This window comes from Rhodopseudomonas boonkerdii (genome assembly GCF_021184025.1).
Lineage (GTDB): Bacteria > Pseudomonadota > Alphaproteobacteria > Rhizobiales > Xanthobacteraceae > Tardiphaga > Tardiphaga boonkerdii.
On the sequence record NZ_CP036537.1, the window covers coordinates 4,223,962 to 4,240,369 of the forward strand.

The following is a 16,408-nucleotide window of genomic DNA, read 5'->3' on the forward strand; positions in this document are numbered from 1 at the left end:
CCGAGCTCCCGGTCAATAACAGCGATGGCTGCTACTACCAATACCGAGACACCGGTTAACAATCTGCACTACAAAGACCCCATCCCGGTGGTCCCCGTCGAACGCTGTAAGGTGCTAACTTACTCCCCACCCAATCCGAGCCTGTTCGGCATCCGCTTCTCGATATTGAACTTGACCAGCGCGGCGGAGCGGAAGATGCCGTGAGCGAATTTGCCATAGGGCAGCGTGACGAACAGCGCCATCACGGTGCCGAGATGGATCGCGAGCCACAGCGCCATGAAGCGGGTGTCGCGCAGCACCAGCAGCAGCAGGCCGGTGACGGACACCAAGAGCAGCAGCATGATGAAGCCGCGATCCATGGCATTCTGTTTTACGTCAGCACGCAACGCGTCGCGCTTGAAGTTGAGCCAGAGCAGGCCGACGGGCCCGACGATCAGGCCGATGCCCCCGAGCGTGCCGAGAATCACCGGCGCGCTGGTGAGCGCATAGGGCGCGTGCAGGTTCCACAGATAGTGATACAGCGTCGCCACGCAGGTCGAGGCGAAGCACAGCAGGAAGCCGTAGAGCGTGAACTGGTGGAAGCGCCGGCGCCACAGCGTGAAGGCGTCGTCGCCCTCGTTGCAGCCGTCGCCATGCCCGCCGCCGAGATACTTGAGACGCGCGACATCGTGGACGGCTTCGGCGACAGCGGGCATGCGCGCCTGCGCGACGGCCTTGATGTCAGCGGGATTGCCATCCTTCGTGGGTGACACCTCGCGCCAGAATTTCACGACGCCGATGGCGAGCGCCAGCATCGCGAAGCCGAAGACCGAGCCGAACAGCAGCGCCAAAAAATTATGCGGGAAGATCGCGTAGAAATTCCCCGCCAGCGGCTCGTGGATCAGCCGGCCGTTCATGGCAATAGCGAGGATCATGAACAGCGCAAGACCGCCGGACAGCGCGAAGGCCACGGTGAGCCCGGCCTTCTCATAGAGCTTGCCGAAGGCACGCGGCCACGCATAGTCCTGATAGGTGCGCACGCGCACTTTGGCCATGGCCTGCGGAATATTGACCGCGAATTCATGCGGCGGCGCGTATTGGCAGGCGTAGAGGCACGAACCGCAATTGTGGCACAGGTTGGCGAGGTAATGCGTATCGGCGGCGTTGAATTCGAGCCGGCGCGTCATCGCCGGGAACACGGCGCAAAAACCTTCGCAATACCGGCAGGCGTTGCAGATCTGCATCACGCGGGCGATCTCGGCCTCGCCCGCGGTCATCGCCGCGGCGAGACTGACGCCGCCCTTGCAGGCGCCGTCTTGCGGCGGGGCCAAGTCAGCGACCGGCTGCATAGGCGAATTCCTCTCTGAATGTCGGGTGGTGATGGCCGGTCGAAGCCGCGGCATTGACGCCGGCGATGCGGCCGAACGCCGTGCCGATGCTCATGCCGACGCCGGCGGTGTAGCCCTTGCCGAGCACATTGCCGGCCACCATCTCACCGGCGGCGAACAGATTGCTGCTGACCACATTGCCGAACCGCACCGCGGCGGTCTCGTCGGTCTTCATGCCGAGGTAGGTGAAGGTGATGCCGGGCGCGAGCGGATAGGCGGTGAAGGGAGGCGTGTCGATCACGCGCGCCCAATGGGTCTTCGCCGGCGTGAGGCCTTCGGTGCGGCAATCGTCGAGCGCCGTGTGATCGAAAGTGCCGGGCTGGCACGCCGCGTTATAGGCGTTCAGCGTGTCCATGAAGGTCGCGGGATCGACGCCGATCTTCACGGCGAGTTCTTCCAGCGTATCGGCTTTGGTGCCATCGAACACCGGCGGCATGAAGCGGCCGATGGCTTTCTGGTCGATAATCGACCATGCCGTCTGGCCCGGCTGCTGAGCGACGAGACGGCCCCAGATGGCATAGCGCTTCGGCCAGAAGTCTTCGCCTTCATCATAGAAACGCTTGGCTTCGCGATTGACGACAACGCCGAGCGAGACGCAATCGATGCGCGTGCAGATGCCGCCGTCATAGAGCGGCGCGCGGGCGTCGATGGCGACGCAATGCGCCTGCGTGGGATCGCCGATCGTATCGGCGCCGGCATCGATCATGAATTTGAGCAGGACGCCCTGATTGAAGCGGGTGCCGCGGATCAGGAAGTTCTCTGCGGTCCATTCACCGCGCTCGTTCTGGCCCCAGGCTTCGCGCTGCCATTCGAGATTGGATTCGAAACCGCCGCAGCCGAGCACGCAGCTCTTGGCGGTGATACGTTCCCCGCTCTCGGTGATGGCAGCGACGAACCGGCCGTCCTCGAGCTCGAGGCTTTTCACCGGCGTGCTATACCGAATTTTGACGCCGAGCGCTTCAGCACTGCGGTAATACGCGTTCACCAGCGCCTTACCGCCCCCCATGAAGAAAGCGTTGGTGCGCGCCACATGCAGCGCACCAGAGAGCGGCGGCTGGAAATGCACGCCATGTTTCCGCATCCATGGCCGGCAGCGCGAGGAATGCCGGATCACCATCCGCGCCAGCGGCTCGTCGGTGAGGCCGCCGGTAACCTTGAGCAAGTCCTGCCAGAATTCTTCTTCCGGATAGGCCTCGACCAGCACGTCCTGCGGGGCATCGTGCATGCAGCGGAGGTTGCGCACATGCATGCTGTTGCCGCCGCGCCATTCCCTCGGCGCCGCTTCCAGCATCAGCACAGAAGCCCCCGCCTCGCGCGCCATCAGCGCCGAGCAAAGGGCCGCATTGCCGCCGCCGATGACGAGAACGTCAGGCATGGATGAGGACGTGGCCATCGATCAGACCGTCTTTCTCAAGATTGGAATGCCGGCCACTCGCCGCCGAGATTGATGGTGAGCTTTTCCGCGATGGGTCCGAGCGTGCTCTTCATCTGCGCGATCTCCGCTGCGCCAAAACGTTCGCGCGGGCCGGACAGCGAAATGACGCCGACCAGCATGCCGCGCGGGCCGAACACCGGCGCCGCCACCGCAGCGCAGCTCGGATCGCGCTCGCCGAGCGAGACGTCGTTGCCATAGGCGCGGATGGCATCGTAGCGCTCGCCCTTGGCGCCATCATAAGCGAGGATGATGTGGCCGGCGGCGCCGCGCAGCAATGCGTAGCTGTGGCCGGCCTCGACGCGATCCAGGGTCGCGTGACGCGAATTGACGCGATAGAGGCAGACGCGGTTGTCATTGTCCTGCCGCACGTGGAAGGACGCGCTTTCGGTGCCGCGATCCACCAGCTCCTGCAACGCCGGCAGCACGTGATGGCCGAGCGCATTCTTGCGGGTGAAGGCGACGCCGAGACGGAAGGCGGTGGGACCGAGATCATAGGTCCCGTCCGGCAGGCGGGTGACATAACCGGTCGGGATCAGCGACGAGAGCAGACGCAGGATCGTGCTCTTATAGAAGCCGGTGCGCACGGCGATTTCGGCCAGCGTCATCGGCTTGTCGGCATGTTCCAGCGCTGACACAATGGACAATGCCCGCTCGACGGCGGCAACGCCCTCGCCGGCTTCACGCACCGGCGCATCGGTCTTGGCTTTGGTGGCGGGCTTGTTCATCGGGGTCCGATCAGATGCGCGATTTCTCGAGGACGCGGGCAATTACCGGCCAGTAGAGATCGCCGTCACCGGCGTCAATCGCCTGGCCGAGGATCTTATCGGCAAGTTCCGCGCCCTGCAGCTGGACGTTGACCGACCTGGCGAGATCGAGCGCGTAGGAGATATCCTTGCGGGCATATTCGGTGGAGAAGGCACGCTCCGGGAAGGTGCCGGGCAACATCGCCTTCATGCCGTGATTACGCAAAGCAAAACTATCCGCCGAGCCTTTGGCCAGCGTCTCGAACACGACCTTCGGATCGAGGCCGGCGCGCTTTGCCGTCTCCAAGGCTTCGCTGAGCGCGACCACCGTCTCCATCAGCACCATATTGTTGAGGATCTTGACGACCTGCCCGGCGCCGATATCGCCGCAATGGGTGATGTCGGTGGCGAAAGTGGCGATCAGCGGCTGCAGCTTGGCGAAATTGGCGGCAGAAGCGCCGACCATGACGCTGAGCGTACCTTCTTCCGCAGCCTGACGCGTGCGCGCGATCGGAGCATCGGCAAACTGTGCGCCCCTGGCGGCGAATTTCTTGGCGAGTTCACGGCTCGCTTCCACCGGCGAAGTGCCGAGATCGACGATGGTGTGGCGTGCATCGGCGTGAGCCAGCAGGCCGTCATCGCCCTCGCTCACGGCCTGAACATGCTTGCCGCTCGGCAGCGCCATGAAAATCACGTCGCAGAGTTTTGCGAGTTCGGCCAGCGTCCCGGCGCGCTTGACGCCGACCTCGGCGAGGCGTTCGAGCGGCGCATCTGCTCGGTCGAAACCATAGACGGGCACGCCCGACTTCCTCGCAAGATTGCGGCACATCGGCTCGCCCATCACACCAAGACCGATGAATCCTATGGCAGTCGTCATGCCGCTTTCCTTTTCATTCCAAGATCGAGATCGTTGAGCGAACGCGTGATACCGCGTCCACATGGTTGATACGTCGGAAATGTTTTTTAGAACGTGTCCCGGGCGCGCTGCAGCGCAGGCGATGCGGAGCATCGCCTACAACGCTGCCGCGCAGAACCGGGACCGTACCAAGCTCGGAGTTTGCTACGGTCCCGGCTCTGCGAAGCGGCATACCTGCGAAGCTTCGCTTCGCCTGGAATGCCGCATCGCGTCCGGGACACAGTTCCATCAAAACAACGATAGCTCTAGCCCTTGACCAGCGGGCAGCCGCCTTCGCTCATCGGACGGAAGGCCTGTTCGCCGGGCGAGGTGGTGATGACCTTGTAATAGTCATACTTGTACTTCGATTCTTCCGGCTTCTTCACCTGCACCAGATACATGGTGTGCAGCACGCGGCCGTCCGGACGCACGGTGACATCCTTGTTATAGGCGTCGTTGACCTTGAGCTCGTGCATCTTCTTGGCGACGGTCTCCGGGTCCTTGGTGCCGGCGGCCTTCACCGCGGCAAGATAATGATGCACGCCGCTATAGACGCCGGCCTGCACCATGCTTGGGACCTTGTTATTGGTCAGCGCGAAATAGCGCTTGGCCCAGGCGCGGGTCTGCTCGTTGAGATCCCAGTAGAAAGACGTCGTCACCTGCAGTCCCTGCGTGGCCTTGAGGCCGAGCGCATTGACGTCGGTGATGAAGACGAGAAGACCGGCGAGCTGCTGGCCGCTCTCGACAATGCCGAATTCGCCGGCCTGCTTGATGGCGGTCTGCACGTCGGCGCCCGAGGTGGCGAGACCGACGACCTTCGCCTTGGAGCCCTGCGCCTGCAGCAGGAACGACGCCATGTCGGCGGTCCCCAGCGGATGCGCGGACGAGCCGATCACCTTGCCGCCGGCGCCTTCGATGAATTTGGTGGCGTCACGCTGCAGCGCATGGCCGAAGGCATAGTCGGCCGAGATGAAATACCAGGTATTGCCGCCGGCCTTGGTGATGGCTTCGGAGGTCAGCTTCGACAGCGCATAGGTGTCGTAGTTGAAGTGGAACGAGATCGGCGAGCAGGCCTTGCCGGTGAAATCCGACGAGCCGGGGCCGCTGACGACGAAAATCCTGTTCTTCTGCTTCGCGACTTCGAGGATCGCGAAGCCGGCCGACGAGGCCGCGCCGTCGGCGATCATGTCGACCTTCTCATTGTCGAACCAGCGGCGCGCGGTAGCTGCCGCGACGTCCGGTTTGTTCTGGTGATCGGCGGTGATGATCTCGATCTTCTGGCCGTTGATCTCGCCGCCGAACTCTTCAGCCGCGAGCTTGGCCGCAGCGACGGAGCCGGTGCCGCCATTGTCGGCGAACACGCCGGACTGGTCGTTCAGCACACCAATCTTGATCGTTTCGTTGGCACTCGCGGCATGGGCCGAGAGCATGAGCGCCGCGGATAGATAAAATGCGTGTTTCAAGAATGTCATCGGATGCCCCTCCTCAGGAACTGTGTTTTTGTTTGATCGTCTCAAGCACCGGCGCGATGTAACGCCGGAACTGCGCAGGATTCTCGCTCATCGGAAAATGACCGAGCGCTTCCATGACCGTGACTTCTGCTCCTGTGATGCCAGACGCCGTGCGCACGGTGTCCTCGGGCGAGCACGAGAAATCGTATTCGCCGGTGAGCAGATAGAGCGGACAGGTCGTGGTATCGATCGCAGCTGTGCGACCACGCAGGTCACCATCGACGCGATAGAAATAGAGATCGCCCTTGAACACGCCGGGGCCGCCCTGCTTGTAGGCCCATAGCGTTTCCATCCGCGCTTCCGGCGGTGACTGCGGCGCCACGAGGCCGGAGACCAGCGCGGCGCAGACTTCGCCGCCATGCACGTCGGGGCGATTGAGCCAGGCGGTGTCGTACCACGGCGCCTGGAAGTCGGCGGCCTCGAGGCCGATCAGCGCGCGGAATTCGCTGGCGTGATCGATGGCGAGATTGAGCACGATGCGACCGCCGATGGAACAGCCCATCACCACCGGCTTGTCGAGATCGAGCGCCGCACAAAAGGCGCGGATCGTCTGCGTATAGCGCTTGGTGGTGAGCTGATATTCCGACCCGTCCCAGTTGGCAGGTGGATTCGACTTGCCGTGCCAGGGCAGATCGAAAGCGATGATGCGGTAGTGCCTGGTGAACTCTTCGTCCGCCAGCAGATAGCGCCACTGGCGATTGTCGGAGCCGGCGGTGTGCAGGCAGACCAGCGGAATGCCCTGCCCCGCTTCCTCGAAATAGATCCGGTGGGTGGTGCCGTCGATATCGACATGCGCGTAGCGGCCGATCATCGGCTCGATGTAAGCGGTCATGCGATGCCTCCTGCGTTGCGCGGCAGGGCCAGCAGATCCTTGAAATACTGCAGATGGGTCATGAACGGCTTGATGTCGCCTTCGAGCGTGGCGGCGCCGCGCTTGGTGAGTGAGAGCAGATCATGCCAGCCGGCCTTCGGCATCGGCTGCCAGAACGCAGTCCATGCCTCCGGCGTGGCGCGATAGCCGAAAGTCCATGAGCGCATCAGCACCGGCGCCGGCACCATGCCTGTGATGCGGCCGGCACGGATGGCGACGTGCCAGCCCTGCTCGGTGGAGCCGAGCAGGCAGTCGACATCGAGGAAGCGGCCGCGCTGGATCAACGCGGCGTCGCGCTCCAGCAGCGCGGGCAGTTGCTCGAACGTGGCGCTGACGGGATCAGATTTTTTCAAGGCCCGACTCCTTGATGATCTTGCCCCACAGCTCCGTCTGCCTGGCGACGTGCTCGGCGAGGCCGGCCGGCGACGAGACATCCGGCTCGAGGCCGATATCGGCGAAGAACTTTTTCGCCTCGTCCGTCGCCATCACCTGCAGGAACGCCTTGTTGAGCTTCTCCACCACATCGGCCGGCACATTCTTGGGACCGAACAGACCGCTCCAGGCGGCGAAGTCGTAGCCGGGCAGACCGACCTCGGCCATCGGCGGCACATCAGGCAGCGACGACACCCGCTGCGCCGTGGTGACGCCGAGGGCGTGCAGGCTGCCATTGTTGATGAATTCGCGTGTCACCGCGACGTCGGTGATGACGAATTCGATGCGGCCGCCGAGCAGATCGGTGATGGCCTGCGGCGTGCCGGGATAGGAGATGCGCACGGCATCGATGCTGGCGAGCGAGCGCACCAGCTGCGCGGCGGCCATGCTGCCGGTGTTGCCCGAGCCGTAGCTGAGCTTGCCGGGATTAGCCTTGCCGTAAGCGATGAACTCTTTCAGGTTCTTCGCCGGAAAATCCTTGTTGACCACCATGACAAGCGGATTGCGCGTGAGGCGGGCGATCGGCGTGAAGTCGGCGACGGGATCGAACGGCATCTTGTTGTAGAGATGCACATTGGCCGAATGGGTGGAGTTGGTGGCGAGATAGAGCGTATAGCCATCGCCCGCGCTGCGCGCGACTTCGGCGGCGCCGATATTGGCATTGGCGCCCGGCTTGTTGTCGACAAGGATCTTCTGACCGAGCACGGCGCCGACCTTCTCAGCGAGGAAGCGCGCTTCCACATCGGTGGCGCTGCCGGCGGGGAACGGCACCAGCAAGCGGATCATCTTGCTCGGATAGGCGTCCTGCGCCTGCGCCGGCATCAGCATCAGTACGCCAACCGCAAATGCACCTGCGATCGCTGCCCGGCGTGTGAACGACCACGCGGCCTTGTGCCCTCTCATGTCTCTACTCCCAACCCTTGTTCCTGAAGCTTTTTTGTTCAGCGCATCCGATGCGCGATCACCGGCACGCAAACGGCGCGCGTCGCAGCATCGATCGCTGCGGTCATCGCCATGTCGTCTCGCCCGATCATCGGCATCTTCGGTCTGATCCAATTCCAGATTGTTCTGTTGGACAGAACTCTTGTTCTATTATGTGAACATATGATTGATTGCCGCGCAAGCGAGGCGGAGTCAACCGTCTCCTGCGACCGAGAAAGTGGACTTGCGACATGGCCTATCCAGAGATCGAGCTTTACGTAGACGGACAGTGGCGCCGGGCCTCCGGCGCACCGATCGTCAATCCCGCGGATGAGAGCGTGATCGGCACCGTGCCACATGCAACCCGCGCCGATCTCGACGATGCGCTGGATGCAGCGCAGCGCGGCTTCCATGTCTGGCGCAAGACGGCCCCGAACGCGCGCGCGCAGATCATCCTCAAGGCCGCCGCGCTGATCCGTTCGCGAGTGGACGAGATGGCGACAGCGATGACACTCGAACAGGGCAAGCCGCTGGAGCAGGCACGGCTCGAAATCCTGCGCGGCGCCGAGATCATCGAGTGGGATGCCACCGAGGGCATGCGCATGTATGGCCGCGTGATCCCGGCCGGCCCCGGCCTGCAGCACACGGTGTATCGCCAGCCGATCGGACCTGTGGCGGCCTTCTCGCCCTGGAATTTTCCGATGAGTTCACCGGGCCGCAAAGTGGCCGGCGCGCTGTCGTCGGGCTGCTCGATCATCCTGAAAGCGTCGGAAGAAACCCCGGCCGGCGCATTGCAGCTGGTGCGGGCGTTCCATGATGCCGGTTTGCCGAAGGGCGTGCTCAATCTGGTGTTCGGCGATCCCGCCGAAATCTCCAGCTATCTCGTGCCGCACGATGCGATCCGGCTGATCACCTTCACCGGCTCGGTTCCGGTCGGCAAGCATCTCGCTGCGATGGCGGGCCAGGCGATGAAGCCGGCCATCATGGAGCTCGGCGGCCATGGCCCGGTGATCGTATGCGACGATGTCGATCCGGTCGCGACCGCCAAGGCCTCTGTCGTGACCAAGTCGCGCAATGCCGGCCAGGTTTGCGTCGCGCCGACGCGCTTCTTCGTGCAGGAGAAGAATTTTGAAATCTTCGCAAAAACCTTTGCCGAAGGCGCTGCGGCACTGAAGATCGGCAACGGCATGGATCCGGCGACGCAGCTCGGCCCATTGGCCAATCCGCGCCGTGTGGATGCGATGGAGCGTCTCGTCGGCGATGCCAAACAGCGCGGCGCACGCGTATTGGCCGGCGGCGAACGTGTCGGCAATCGCGGTTATTTCTATCCGCTCACGGTGCTAGCGAATGTGCCCGACGATGCGCTGGCGATGAATGAGGAGCCGTTCGGGCCGCTGGCGCTGGTCAATCCGGTACGTGACCTGGACGAGGCGATCGCCAAGGCAAACGCCCTCCCCTTCGGCCTCGCCGCCTATGCCTTCACGAATTCCGCCGACAATGTGCAGCGAATCTCGAACGACGTGGAGACAGGCAATCTCACCATCAATCACTTCGTGGCATCGACGGCGGAGACACCATTCGGCGGCGTGAAGGATAGCGGTTATGGCCGCGAAGGCGGCATCGAAGGTCTCGGCTGCTACACCGTGACGAAAAACGTCTCGCACAAATTCGGCTGAGGTGATGAACGTAGGGCGGATGAGCGAAGCGTCATCCGCCGCGGAGTTTCTATCGCGAACTCGGCCGGCGGATTACGGCTATGCCTCATCCGCCCTACGCCCTCTCACCCAAACACTTTGGACAGTTCGCTGTGCAGGCGCCTCATTCCGGCCGGACCGGTGAAGATGTCCTTCACTTCCGCCAGCGCCTCGTTGGTCAACGCTTCTTCGGACCGCATTCCCTGCGCGGCCGTCGCAAGAATACGACTTGCGATCGCTGCCTGATTGGCCGAGGTACGATGCTGCTCAGGAACCTTTGCAACGACCTTGCTGAGGACGTCGCGCATCAGGGCAACAGTGACGGGATCATAAGATGCCGACATAGGAGCCTCCCGCATATTTGTTCTTTATCTGGACAGGCTACGCCGGCTTTCAAGTTTGCCCAGTGACATTCGCGTGTTCGAGAGCCGGCGAAAGGTCGCGGCGCTGCCCGCCGGTATGTTGCGGTGCCGATACGGAACCAATAAAGTCCGGAAATGGATTGGGACAAGGTTCGGATTTTTCTCGAGGTCGCCCGCACGGGCCAGATTCTCGGCGCGGCGAAGCGACTTAAGCTCAACCATGCCACCGTCGCCCGCCAGCTCACCGCCCTGGAAAAAGACCTCAAGACGAAACTGCTGAACCGCCAGACGACGGGATCGTCGCTAACCCCCGCCGGCGTCGCCCTTCTGGCCGCGGCCGAGCGGGCCGAGTCCGAGTTGTTACGGGTCGGCTCGCAACTCTCCACGGCCGCGGACAAAATCGCCGGCACCGTGCGCATCGGCGCACCGGACGGACTGGGCAACTACTTTCTGGCGGACAAGCTCGGCGCCTTCGCCGCCGACAATCCCGATCTGATCATCCAGCTCGTCGCGATGCCGCGCACCTTCTCGCTCGCCAAGCGTGAGGCCGACATCGTGGTCACCGTCGAGCGGCCCGACGAAGGCAAGCTGATCTGCACCAAGCTGACCGACTACACGCTCAGCTTCTACGCATCGGATGACTATCTCGCGCGATCACCGGCAATCCAGAAGATCGCCGATCTCGCCGATCATCTGCTCATCACCTATATCCACGACATCATCTTCAGCCGCGCGCTGGATTATGCATCAACGCTGAGCGAACTCATCACCCGACGCTTCGAATGCGGCAGCGTGATCGGCCAGCTGGAAGCGGTACGCGCCGGCCATGGCGTCGGCATTCTGCACGACTATGCCGCGCAGCGTTATCCGGAGCTGCGGCGCATCCTCCCGGCCAACAGCTTTACCCGCACCTATTGGCTGGTCTCGCATCCCGACACCCATGATACGCGCCGGGTGCGGGAGATTCGGCGTTACGTGGTCAGCAAGGTGAAGGAAGCGCGGAAGCAATTCATCGCGGGGTGAAACTCTTCCTCCACTTCTCCCCACCGAGGAGAGGTGAAGTGGAGCTTCACGGCTGCTCCATCAATTGGAGCTCGAGACCACCGCGCCAAACTTCGTGAAAAACTCGCCGGCCAGCTTCTTGGCTGTGGCATCGATCAGGCGGCCGCCGAGCTGGGCCAGCTTGCCGCCGATCTGCGAGTCGACCTGATAGTGCAGGATCGTCTCGTTATCCCCGGCCGCTTCCAGCTGGATCGCTGCGCCGCCCTTGGCGAAACCGGCCACACCGCCAGAACCTTCGCCGGTGATCTTGTAACCGTTCGGCGGATCGAGATCGCTCAACGTGACCTTGCCACCGAAGCTCGCCTTCACCGGGCCGACCTTGATGACGACTTTCGCCGTCATTTCCGTCGGCGATGTCATCTCGAGCTCCTGGCAGCCAGGAATGCACTGCTTCAGCACGTCGGGATTGTTGAGCGCAGCCCACACCGTCTCGCGCGAGGCCGGGATGGTCTGGCTGTCATTCATCTGCATGGGATCGTATCCTCACCTGCCAGCGCCTCATACGGCGCAATAGCGTTCCTGGATTTCCTTGTCGGCGAGCAGCGTTTCCGAACTGCTCTCATAGACCACCTCGCCCTGATCGAGGATGACCGCGCGATCGGCGAGGCGCAGCGCCCATTCGACATTCTGTTCGACGAGCAATAGCGTCACACCCTGATCGCGCAGCTTGCGGAACAGCACGCCCATCTCCTCCACCAGCACCGGCATGATGCCTTCAGAGGGCTCATCCAGCAGGATCATCTTCGGCTTGGCGATGGTGGCGCGGGCGATGGCCAGCATCTGCTGCTCGCCGCCGGACATGGTCACGCCTTCCTGATCGAGACGCTCCTTCAAGCGCGGAAAGCTCTCGGCGATTTCGTCGATAGCCTCGCGCTCGTCGATCTGGCCGCGGTAGGCAACGAGACCGAGCTGCAGGTTCTCCCGCACGGTGAGACCGGGCACGATGCGGCGCTCTTCCGGTACGTAAGCAAGGCCGAGGCGATAGCGGTCATGAGCCTTTAGCGCGACGAGATCCTTGCCGTCGAACTGCATGCTGCCGGCGATTTTCGGCATCAGGCCCATGATGGAGCGGATGGTGGTGGTCTTGCCGGCGCCGTTACGACCGACCAAGGCAACGACTTCGCCCTGCCTCACGTTGAGCGAGACGCCGTGCAGCGTGTGGCTAGAGCCGTACCAGGCGTTCAGGTCCTTGATCTCAAGCATAGCCATGGTTCTGTCCCAGATAGACGCGACGAACTTCGGGGTCCGTCTGGATCTCGTGCGGCGTGCCATCGGCGATCAGCTGGCCGTGATGCAGCACAAGGATGCGGTCGCTGAGGCCGAGGATCATCTTCATCTTGTGCTCGACCAGAAGGATGGTGCGCTCCGCCGCGAGCTTCTCCAGCAGCGCAACCATCTCCTTGGTTTCCTCCGGGCCCATGCCGGCAGTCGGCTCGTCGAGCAGTAGCACTTCCGGGCCGGAGATGAGCGCAATCGCGATCTCCAGCGCACGCTGCTGACCATGGGCGAGGAATTTTGCGGTTTCACCACGCTTGGCGATGAGGCCGACGGATTCCAGCGCCTTGTCGGCGCGGGCATCGAGCTCCGGAAACTTGTTGCGGTTGGTCCAGATATTGTAGCGCGCGCGGCCGGCCTGGGCGGCGACGCGGACATTTTCGTGGACACTCAGATCGGGAAAGATGTTCGTGATCTGATACGAGCGCGCGATGCCGCGATGGACGAATTCATGCTGGCGCGTGCCCTTGAGATCGTCGCCTTTGAAGCGAACCGTTCCGGTGGACGGCGTCAGCACCCCGGACAGCACGTTGAAGAACGTGCTCTTGCCGGCGCCGTTCGGCCCGATGATGGATGTGACGCGGCCAGGACGGAATTCGGTGGTCACGCCCTGCAGCGCGGTGAAGCCGCCGAATTTCATGCCGACATTCTCGACAGCGAGCAGCGGCGCGGTCATCGGACGACCCTCGACAGGAATGTGCCCCAGATGCCCTTGGGCAGGAACAGGACGAACAGCACGAAGATGGAGCCAACGATGATCTGCCAGTGCGACGTCCACAGCGAGAATACGTCTTCCATCAGCAGGAACACCAGCGCACCGACGAACGGACCAAAGAAGCTCGAGGCGCCGCCGAGCAGCGTCATCATCACGATCATGCCAGATGTCAGATAATGCAGCGATTCCAGTGGCACGAAAGCGAGATGCAGGGCCGACATGGTGCCGCCGAGCGCACAGATGGTACCGGATAGCGTGAAAGAGAGGAGCTTGGTGCGCTCGACATCGTAGCCGCAGGTGCGCGCGCGGCGCTCGTTCTCGCGGATCGCCTCGATGGCGGCGCCGAAGGGCGAATTGAGAATGCGCGAAACCAGCCAGAGTGCCGCGGCGGCGAACACCATCAGCACGTAATACTTGTTCACGGGGTCGAGAAAGTTGATGTCGAAGCCGAACAGGTTGATCTTGTTCACGGTGAAGCCCCGCAGACCGTTTTCGCCGCCGGTCCAGCCGGAAGCCTGCAGCGCGACGTAATAGACGAGCTGCGCCAGCGCGAGCGTGACCATCGAGAAATAGATGCCGCGCGTGCGCGTCGACATGCCACCGATGATGAAAGCGAGCACGGCGCCGCCGGCAACGCCCATCAGCACCGCGAGATACCAGGGCACCCCGAACTGGCCGATGGCGATGCCGGTGATATAGGCGCCGGCGCCGAAGAACGCAGCGTGCCCGAAGGACAAAAGCCCCGTGTAGCCGAACAAAAGGTTATAGCCGACGCAGACGACGCCATAGATCAGCACGTTCACTGCGAGCGCCTTGGACGGCAGCAGCCATGGCAGGATGCAGAGCGCGAGGATGGACAGCGGAACGCGATAGGTCGTCATCATGGCCTTGAGACGCGCGGGCTTCGACGCATCGACGGGCAGTGGCGCGGCAACGGATGGGGCATTCATGATCGTCTCTCCGTTACGCGAGTTTGCCGAACAGGCCTTGCGGCCGGATCAGAAGCACGATGGCCATCAGCGCGAACATCACGATGGTCGCCATCTCCGGTGCGAACAGCGCGGTCATGCTGATGACGACGCCGACCAGAAGACCGGCGATGATGGCGCCGACCAGCGAGCCGAGGCCGCCGATAACCGTCACCACGAAGGCTTCGGCGAGCACCAGCGCGCCCATCTCCGGATTGACCGACCGCATCGGCCCGGCGAGCACGCCGCCCAGTGCGGCGAGACCGACGCCGAGGCCGAACACCGCAAGCCAGACCTTACTGATATCGACCCCGAGCACGCGCATCATCATGGGATCGCGCGAGCCGGCGCGGACGATGAGCCCGAACTTGGTCTTTTCCAACCCGAGCCAGAGCAGCACGACGATGGCGAAAACCAACGCCACGACAAAGATGCGATAGATCGGGAAGAAGCCGACGCCGAGATCGACGACGCCGGTGAGCAGTGACGGCGTCGGGAACGGGATGCCGTCGCTGCCGAACACGATGCGCACGCCTTCGACCAGCACATAGCTGAGGCCGAAGGTGAGCAGCAGGGGATCGTCGATGGAGCGGCCATAGAGTCGCCGGATCAAGACGAATTCGATCAGCATCCCGAACACGCCGATCATGACGGGGGCAACCAGCAGCCCCCACCAGAAACTGCCGGTCAATGAGGCCACCCACAGCCCGGCATAGGCGCCGACCATGAACAGGGCGCCATGCGCGAAATTCACGACGCCCATCATGCCGAAGATGATCGACAGACCGAGCGCGGTGATCACGAGGATGGCACCGAGGGCAACTCCGGAGAAGAGCTGCATCAGAATGAGTTCTGTATCCATGGGACGGCGCGGGCCTTCGCTTAGGTGGGGAAGCCGAGTTCGGCGCAGGTGCGCAGCACCTGTTCCGACGGCGCTTCATTGGCGACGATACTGAACAGATCGCTGTCGCCCTTCATGTCCGCCTTCTTCTTGGACTCCAAGACGAGCACCGACTGCACCGACTGATGGTCGCACTTGCGATAGTATTGCGGACCCTTGGCGACGTCGTATTTCAGCGCTTCGAGCGCTGCGATCACCTTGTCGGTGTCGGTGCCGCCCGCGGCCTGCATCGCCTGCAGCAGCGACATCACGCCGGTATAGCCATAGGCGCCGTAATCGGTGGGGATCGCACCGCCATTGGCCGCACGATAGGCATCGTTGAACGCCTTGGCCGACGGCACCGTGCTTTCCAGACCCCAATAGAAATTCGAGCCGCCGACGACGCCCTCGAACACTTCGGGACTGACAGCGAGGCGCTGGTTGTGCAGCAGCACCGGCACCACGATCTTCGCGCTCTGCTTCAAGCCGAAATCCACAGCCTGCTTGATCGAGTTCGCCTGGTCGCGGCCGAAATTGCTGATGCACAGAATGTCCGGACGCATCGAGCGCAGGCGCGGCATGAAGGTGGAGTAATCGGCGGCGCCGAACGGGTGCATGATCTCGCCCACCGTCTCTGCGCCGATCGCCGCCTGCGCGCGCTTGAATCCGCGCAGCATTTCGTGGCCGTAGGCATAGTCGGCAACGAGATGGGCGACCTTGGTGCCCTTCTTGAAACTGTGACGCGCCACGGCGGCCGTCGTCATGGTCGGGTTCAGCGCTTCATGGAAGGTGTATTTGCTGAAGTCCTTGATCTCGTTGATGGTGTCGGACTGGCTGATCGACACATAGAGCACGCCGCGGGCGCGGGTGACTTCGTTCACCGCGAGCTGCACGGCACTGGACAGCGATCCGACGATCGCGTGCACCTTATCCTTCTCGATCAGCTCGAGCGTGCGCGTCGCGGCTTCGCCGCCGTTCAGCTTGTCGTCACGCACCAGCAGCTCGACCTTGCGGCCATCGACGCCGCCCTTGTCGTTGACCTGCTTGACGGCGAGTTCGGCGCTCTTGACCTGATCCTTCGCTTCGGCTGCGAACGGCCCAGTCAGCGGTGTCGGGAAGCCGATGCGGATGTTGTCGTCGGCCGCGCGGGCGATCCACGGCATGGCCATCACGCCGGCGCCGGTGCCGATCGCGGCCAGCATATGGCGACGGGAAATATGGAAACGGTTCGAGTTTCGGTTGTCTTTGGTCATGTGCTCCCTCCCTGTTGTCAGTCT

17 protein-coding genes are annotated in these 16,408 nt (G+C 63.0%); 2 read left to right on the forward strand and 15 right to left on the reverse strand.

Features of this window, described 5'->3' with window-relative positions; translation table 11 throughout:
* Nucleotides 1-119: 119 nt before the first annotated feature.
* The 8 genes from tcuB to E0H22_RS19505 all read right to left on the reverse strand — a co-directional run bounded on the left by tcuB (nt 120) and on the right by E0H22_RS19505 (nt 8,157).
* Nucleotides 120-1,328 (reverse strand): tricarballylate utilization 4Fe-4S protein TcuB, encoded by a 1,209-nt coding sequence (tcuB, locus tag E0H22_RS19470; RefSeq protein WP_283818741.1) that lies wholly within the window; start codon nt 1,326-1,328, stop codon nt 120-122.
* Nucleotides 1,312-2,742 carry an FAD-dependent tricarballylate dehydrogenase TcuA gene (tcuA, locus tag E0H22_RS19475; RefSeq protein ID WP_233022637.1) on the reverse strand — a complete coding sequence of 477 codons (1,431 nt, stop codon included), beginning with the start codon at nt 2,740-2,742 and terminating at the stop codon, nt 1,312-1,314. The genes tcuB and tcuA overlap by 17 nt, the downstream gene beginning before the upstream one ends.
* 35 nt (nt 2,743-2,777) lie before the next feature.
* Nucleotides 2,778-3,527 (reverse strand): IclR family transcriptional regulator, encoded by a 750-nt coding sequence (locus E0H22_RS19480; protein ID WP_233022638.1) that lies wholly within the window; start codon nt 3,525-3,527, stop codon nt 2,778-2,780.
* A 10-nt stretch (nt 3,528-3,537) separates the two neighbouring features.
* Nucleotides 3,538-4,422 (reverse strand): NAD(P)-dependent oxidoreductase, encoded by an 885-nt coding sequence (locus E0H22_RS19485; RefSeq protein WP_233022639.1) that lies wholly within the window; start codon nt 4,420-4,422, stop codon nt 3,538-3,540.
* Nucleotides 4,423-4,706: 284 nt separating this feature from the next.
* Nucleotides 4,707-5,912: an ABC transporter substrate-binding protein gene (locus E0H22_RS19490; protein ID WP_233022640.1), complete on the reverse strand. Its 1,206-nt coding sequence runs from the start codon at nt 5,910-5,912 to the stop codon at nt 4,707-4,709.
* Between the two features lie 13 nt (nt 5,913-5,925).
* Nucleotides 5,926-6,783, reverse strand: a complete 858-nt coding sequence (locus tag E0H22_RS19495) for an alpha/beta fold hydrolase (RefSeq protein ID WP_233022641.1) — start codon at nt 6,781-6,783, stop codon at nt 5,926-5,928.
* Complete coding sequence (locus E0H22_RS19500; protein ID WP_233022642.1) at nt 6,780-7,175, reverse strand: hypothetical protein; 396 nt, start codon at nt 7,173-7,175, stop codon at nt 6,780-6,782. Before E0H22_RS19500 ends, E0H22_RS19495 begins: the two co-directional genes overlap by 4 nt.
* A complete protein-coding gene (locus E0H22_RS19505; RefSeq protein ID WP_233022643.1) occupies nt 7,162-8,157 on the reverse strand; it encodes a Bug family tripartite tricarboxylate transporter substrate binding protein in 996 nt (331 codons plus the stop codon). The genes E0H22_RS19500 and E0H22_RS19505 overlap by 14 nt, the downstream gene beginning before the upstream one ends.
* Before the next feature lie 269 nt (nt 8,158-8,426).
* On the opposite strand from E0H22_RS19505, the gene E0H22_RS19510 reads away from it, so the two are divergent.
* A complete protein-coding gene (locus E0H22_RS19510) occupies nt 8,427-9,851 on the forward strand; it encodes an NAD-dependent succinate-semialdehyde dehydrogenase (RefSeq protein ID WP_233022644.1) in 1,425 nt (474 codons plus the stop codon).
* 104 nt (nt 9,852-9,955) lie between these two features.
* Here the strand turns inward: E0H22_RS19510 and E0H22_RS19515 are convergent, their stop codons facing one another.
* Entirely contained in the window at nt 9,956-10,213 is a 258-nt protein-coding gene (locus E0H22_RS19515; protein ID WP_233022645.1) for a hypothetical protein, read from the reverse strand.
* 153 nt (nt 10,214-10,366) lie between these two features.
* On the opposite strand from E0H22_RS19515, the gene E0H22_RS19520 reads away from it, so the two are divergent.
* Nucleotides 10,367-11,254, forward strand: a complete 888-nt coding sequence (locus E0H22_RS19520; RefSeq protein ID WP_233022646.1) for a LysR family transcriptional regulator — start codon at nt 10,367-10,369, stop codon at nt 11,252-11,254.
* A gap of 60 nt (nt 11,255-11,314) precedes the next feature.
* On the opposite strand, the gene E0H22_RS19525 is transcribed toward E0H22_RS19520, so the two are convergent.
* From E0H22_RS19525 to E0H22_RS19550, 6 genes are all read right to left on the reverse strand, one after another.
* Nucleotides 11,315-11,764: an SRPBCC family protein gene (locus tag E0H22_RS19525; RefSeq protein ID WP_233022647.1), complete on the reverse strand. Its 450-nt coding sequence runs from the start codon at nt 11,762-11,764 to the stop codon at nt 11,315-11,317.
* A gap of 27 nt (nt 11,765-11,791) precedes the next feature.
* The gene (locus tag E0H22_RS19530) at nt 11,792-12,496 is read right to left on the reverse strand and encodes an ABC transporter ATP-binding protein (protein ID WP_233026431.1); all 705 of its coding nucleotides are present in this window, start codon (nt 12,494-12,496) and stop codon (nt 11,792-11,794) included.
* Nucleotides 12,489-13,244 carry an ABC transporter ATP-binding protein gene (locus E0H22_RS19535; protein ID WP_233022648.1) on the reverse strand — a complete coding sequence of 252 codons (756 nt, stop codon included), beginning with the start codon at nt 13,242-13,244 and terminating at the stop codon, nt 12,489-12,491. The genes E0H22_RS19530 and E0H22_RS19535 overlap by 8 nt, the downstream gene beginning before the upstream one ends.
* The gene (locus E0H22_RS19540; protein WP_233026432.1) at nt 13,241-14,167 is read right to left on the reverse strand and encodes a branched-chain amino acid ABC transporter permease; all 927 of its coding nucleotides are present in this window, start codon (nt 14,165-14,167) and stop codon (nt 13,241-13,243) included. The genes E0H22_RS19535 and E0H22_RS19540 overlap by 4 nt, the downstream gene beginning before the upstream one ends.
* Nucleotides 14,168-14,246: 79 nt before the next feature.
* A complete protein-coding gene (locus tag E0H22_RS19545) occupies nt 14,247-15,113 on the reverse strand; it encodes a branched-chain amino acid ABC transporter permease (protein WP_233022649.1) in 867 nt (288 codons plus the stop codon).
* Between the two features lie 20 nt (nt 15,114-15,133).
* A complete protein-coding gene (locus tag E0H22_RS19550) occupies nt 15,134-16,384 on the reverse strand; it encodes an ABC transporter substrate-binding protein (protein ID WP_233022650.1) in 1,251 nt (416 codons plus the stop codon).
* Nucleotides 16,385-16,408 lie beyond the last annotated feature (24 nt).